At 64.0% G+C, this 5,503-nt stretch carries 1 protein-coding gene; it reads right to left on the reverse strand.

All coding sequences use genetic code 11. From position 1 onward, the window contains the following. Nucleotides 1–5,036 (reverse strand): hypothetical protein (locus VFW04_19020; protein HEX5181431.1); only part of this gene is annotated, 5,036 nt, incomplete at its 3' end. Nucleotides 5,037–5,503: the final 467 nt, after the last annotated feature.

The raw sequence follows: 5,503 nt of genomic DNA on the forward strand, positions 1-5,503 counted from the left end.
GTGAACCGTCCGGTTTGGGGATCATAGTAGCGATTCCGCCGGTACTGATAGCCGGAGCCGTCTTGGCTGCCACTGACGATCGATCCCCACCACGCCGGCGCCGATTGCGGGGCGTGGTCACCGTACGAGGAGGCCGCACCGCCGGGCAATTGCACGACGGACGAAAGCCCACAGGTCGTTGGGCACGCGCCCAGGTCGTACAGGCTCCGCCAATTCTGGAGCGGGAGCACGACGGTGCCGTTCTTGATGAGCTCGAGTGGCTGGTCGATCCCTGGCCCGTCGATATAGGCGACCTGGCCATACGGGTCGAACTCGTCGTCGTCGTCCTCCTGCTGCGCGTTGTTCGTGTCGCCGGGCGCGCGAATGTCGTACAGCACTTGATTGCCATCCCACACGGTCCGCGTCAGCAGACTCTTGCAGCCCGAGACCGGATCGTCGTGCTGGCAGATCACGCCGGTGTCGAGCACCATGCGTTGGAAGATGCGGCGGCCTAACGCATCGTAGCGATAGTACTCGACCCGGTTGTACGCCTTGTAATTCGGCGGCGGGTCGCTGGTGTGGAAGGCGGTATCGAGCGTGTAATGGCTGCGAATCAGCTGCTGCTGCGCGTTGTAGGCGTTGACGACGTCGCGGATCTCCTGGTTGCTGCGCGACCCAACCGGATTGAAGTCGTGAACGTCGACGTGCTCGCCCGCCTCGCCAAACGCGCCGTAGTAGTACTTGGTCGTGTCCGTCGGGGTCGACGGCTGCACCGCCATCGTGTCCCGATCGGACCCGGGCGTGTAGCGATAGACGTGCTGACTGTACCGCGTGGCCGGCACCCACATGGTCGCATGGTTGCCTAACGCATCGTCCGTGATTTGCTCCGGTCCGGGGGTGCCGGGGTAACTCGCCGCGCGCAGCCACCCGAAGCTCGCAAACACCACGCTCCCGCCATCGCTGTCCGTCGCGTCGCCATTGGCTTTCCCGGCTCGGTCGTACGTCACGGTATCATTGTGGAACGTAAACGTGGCGGATGCCTGCACCCGCCGCACGAGGCGCGAGTCGACATCGTACCCATCGGTCTCCCAGACACTGTCGGCGCTCTGGGCGAACCGCGTGAGGCGCACGAGGCGCCCATCCGCGTCGTATTGGTAGCGAAATTGGTTGCCCGCCAAGTCGCGTACCGTGTCCAGCATACCGGTTTGGGCATCGTAGGCGTAGTGCGCGACGCTGCCACTCCCGGCCAGTGTCGCTGGATACGTGATCGAGATGCGCCGACCATCGAGATCGTATCCGTTCTCAATCCCGTACACGTGTTGGCTGAAATCGCCGGCCGTCGAGTCGGCGGTGGCGATCCGCAACGTGTCGGCGGCCAGCGTGCCGTTCGCGTTGTACGCGCGGGCAACGCGTGCATATGGATTATTGGCATAGACAAGGTGCCCAACGGCATCGTAGCCATAGGTCGCTGTCTCGCTGCCCACGGCCATGATGCGGCGATTGAGCGCGTCGTAGGTATTCGAGGTCGGCCGCCGACCGCCGTCCACCACGTTGCCCGCGGGATCGTAGGTCCACGTGACGGGCTGAGAGCCGAGCAACGTTTCCGTCGTCTTGCGGTTGGCCCGGTCATAGACGAACGCCTGCTTCTCCGTGCCGATCGCGTTCGGATCGGGCGTGCTCCACTTCCACAGCGTGTCGAGGTTTCCGGCGCGGTCGTAGTGTTGGCGCACGCGCAGCGCTTGCGCGCCGGCACTGTCGATCGTGAGCGTGTCCCGGCCGAGGAGATCGAGCAGGTGGCGCGTGATGTGAAAACCGCTGGCAGAGTCGTTGGGCGTCGTGTCCGCGACCACCCGACCGGCCCCGTCCCTCGCGTAGCCCGCCGCATTGCCTAACGCAGACAGCGTGCGCGAGAGGTTGCCCTGTTGACTGTCGTAAAAAAGCGAATCGGTGGCGCCGCTCGCGTACGTGACGGCGCTCAGGAGCGCTGTCGCAGTGCCGGTCGTGTAGTACGAGAACCTGACCTGGTGCCCGGCGCCGTCCGTTTCGGTGAGCGTGTTTCCATTCGCGGGGTCGTAGGTGGCCGAGTTGGCATCGCCCTCCGGATTGACCGTCCCGGTGATAAAGTCCCATGCTGGGTCCCACGTGTATGAGGTCGTCGAGTACTTGAGCGGACTTGGCGTGAAGGTCGTCGAATCGGTTACCGTTTTCACGTGGCCCAGGTCGTCGTACGTCGCCGCCACGATCTGGCCGTTCGCGTGCTGAACGCGCGCCGCAAGGCCGGGAAAGATGGCGCTGTCGTACGCGATCAGCGTTTCATCGCCGAGGGCGTCGCGAATGCGGTTAGGCGCGCCTAACGCAGTGAGCCAGAACTCCGTGGTGTCGCCAACATCCGTCCGAGGCCCGTCGACCTTGGTGTTCGCCGCACCGAGCGTCAGCGCCGCTGTGCCTTGGAGGCCACGGGTCTCCAGCGGCGTGAAACCCGTCACGGCGTTGCTGCCCGCCGCGAGCGGAATGGAGGCCTGCACCAATGGACTCGGCGCAGTTGAGTAGTAGGTGAAGCTCAGCGAGTCGCCGCGCTGGTCGATGAGCTTGGTCACGCGCGCATCGTAGGATGCGCGGTACCCGAACGCGAGCGTGTCGCCGTAGACATCACCGATGCGCGTCACCTGATCATTCGCGTTGCGCGAGATCGAATCGAATCGGGCCTGTCCGGAAATCGCCGGGGCATCGACGCGGGTCAGCCTCCAATTGCCGGCCACGTTCTCGTAGGAGAAGGTGTAGACCTTGTTCGCCGATGCCGGCGCCAACGTGATGGTGCTGAGGCGTCCACAATTTGCGTCCGTGTAGGCAAACGTCGTTGTCTGGCCTAACCGATTGACGGTCTCCATGTGACAGCCGTAGACGGTGTCGAACTGCACCTTGAGCCCGTGAGGCAGGAAGCGGACGAACCGGTTGCCGACCCGGCGTACGGTATCAGGGCGGTCGACGTTGGCGGCGCCCCACGCGTTCGGGTTGCTGGGCGAGCGCACATATTCTCGAGCGCTGCCATCGCCGCCGACCCAGAACATCGTGCTCAATCCAGGGGTGAGCGTCAGCCGCTCCAGCCCGGCGACCCACCAGCCGTGGCCGAATTGGCTGTGATCTCGGCGAACGACGAAGAACTCGCCCGATACCGTATCGCGCGAGGCCACGCCGCCATAGAACCGCGTGACCTCGAGCGCGTAGCGTTGGGCACCATTTTGGTAATTGCGCGTTGCCACCGGGTCGAACATCAGGGCGATCCGCCGCGTGCTGAGCGGCGCCCAGTTCGTGCCGCTCCACTTGGCCGAGTCGAGCTTGACTCCGACGCTGTCGAGCAAGCGAGCCGATACGGAATCCGGAATGCGGGTATCCGGCAGCGTGACGTTCGCCGCGATCACGACATGAGGATATGCGAACCGGCTGTTGTAGAGCAGCACCGGCGTGCGTGCGTTAGTCAGCGTCGTCGTTGTTGGCAGGGCGTATGCCACACGCAGATCCCCGCACTCGTAGCTCACGCCTTTCGCCACGGAGACGTGGAGACACAAACTGCGCTCGAGCGTGCTCCCGGCGTTCACGGACGCGACGTCGACGACCCCATTGTTGTCTCGAACGACCGTGACATCTGCCGAGCCGCTGTCGCGAACGGTCGTGTCGCTGACTAACCAGGCGATGAGCGACAGCCTGCCTGTGGCGCCGCCTGTCAGACTGGAAGTAAACGCAATGGAAACGTTGCTCGTCGCGCCCGCCCCAAGGTGGACAGTGTCTGTGGACGACGTGCACCCGCTCGCGATTGCGCTGCCAGCGCAGGCGCGCGTGTATTTGATTGTCGCGCTGTCCGTGCTGTTGTTGACGAGCGTGAACGTGCGCGCCGCAGGTGCGCCAGGGTCGACGTCTAACGCCGAATGGTGTGGCGTAACGGCGATATTCAAGAAGGGCTTCGGGGGCGGAGGATTCGCCACGGTGACCGTGACGCTCGCCGTGACGGCGGCTTGTCCGTCGTCAGCTGTGAAGGTGAAAGTGCCCGTGCCCGGCGTACTCTTCGTGTCGAAGAAAACGTCGATGGCCTTGGACGAATCGCTCTGCACGACAAGGGAACTTGGGTGGATACTATCCACGACAACGGCGCCCGTGTTCGTGGTAGAGAGCGAATAGCTGACCGGTTCGTGGGGGTTCATGTTCGTCACGATGAACTCTTTCCCAATCGCCCGCTTGCTCACGACCTCGCTCATGGTCGAGGTGCACGGCCTGATCGCGGTAAGCGCGGTCTCGCAAGGCAACGCGGTGTTCACATCGATCGTGCCATCGTCCTGCGATGTGCCGGCAACGCCGTGCAATTTGACGAGGCCGCCGCCGGCTGGCGTGCCATTGGTGCCGAAGGTGACCGTGATGGGCGCCGTTTGGTTAGGCGCGAGCGTGACGGACCCGGAGCTCGGTGCGCCGCAGTTGACGGCAGGAGCCACGCAGCCGGTGGTCGAGAGAGTAATCTGGCCACTGGCGCCTCCCGTATTGGCCACTGTGAACGTGTCGATGAGGCCAACGCTGTTCGGCGCGGCATTCTGCGCCAGGTCATCCGGAGTGATCGAGACGATTGGATGTGGTGGGGACGTGTAGGTATAGATCGCCGTCCCGCTTCCACGATTGAGCGCACCGTCGGCAATAGCGGCGACGAGCGTATCCGCCTTACCCGGCCGCAGGGAGACCGTGCCGCTGGACGTCGCCGCGGCGGCGCATCCGGCCTCGGTCGTTGTCTGGTAGGTGAAACTCGAAGTGACGGCGACACCATCGAACTCGATCGACCGGCTATTGGCAACAAGGCTGACGTTGTCGCACCAGGTGATCGTCACCGGCAGGTTGATGAGAGTATCGGTCCCCGTCGCGGGAGCGACCTCTACGACCGGCGGTGTCTTGTCGCCGCCGCCGATGTTAGGAATGCCACTCGACGGTTGGGCACCGCCTTGCGCATCAGCAGCACTCGTCAAGCCACCCGATGCAATGAGAGCGGCACCGAGTGCCATACTCGATGCGGATGTGCTCATCGTCATCAGCAGCAGTGCCGCGGCGAACCGGCGGCGTGCGTAACGGAAGGGTGAACCGAGTCGTAAGGCGGCGCGCATCTAGGGCTCCCGTGGAGTGCGTATGCTCGGGCGCCAAGGCAGAATGAGTGCCTAACTGTGGCGATTGCGAATTCCTTGCGGGATAAACGTTTGCCGACGCGAGGATGGCGTCGATGTTGCAAATGTTGCAGCCGTGTTGCGCAACACGATGCAACATTTGCAACATCGTCGGCGTGGAGAAAACGGGCCGCACGAGCAGGCTGGCTACGCGAGAGACGACGTCGGGCGGGTGGTCGCGGACTCGGCGCCCAACTATGACCCGCGGGGAACGTGGTGGACGGAGGGCGGCGGCCGACATCGAATACCTACGACGCGCTCAATCGCCGCATCATGGCCGCGGGCAGCGAGACAGCGACCTATGGCTACGATGCCGTTGGGCACCTTGTCTA

This window comes from Gemmatimonadaceae bacterium (assembly GCA_036273715.1).
Lineage (GTDB): Bacteria > Gemmatimonadota > Gemmatimonadetes > Gemmatimonadales > Gemmatimonadaceae > JADGGM01.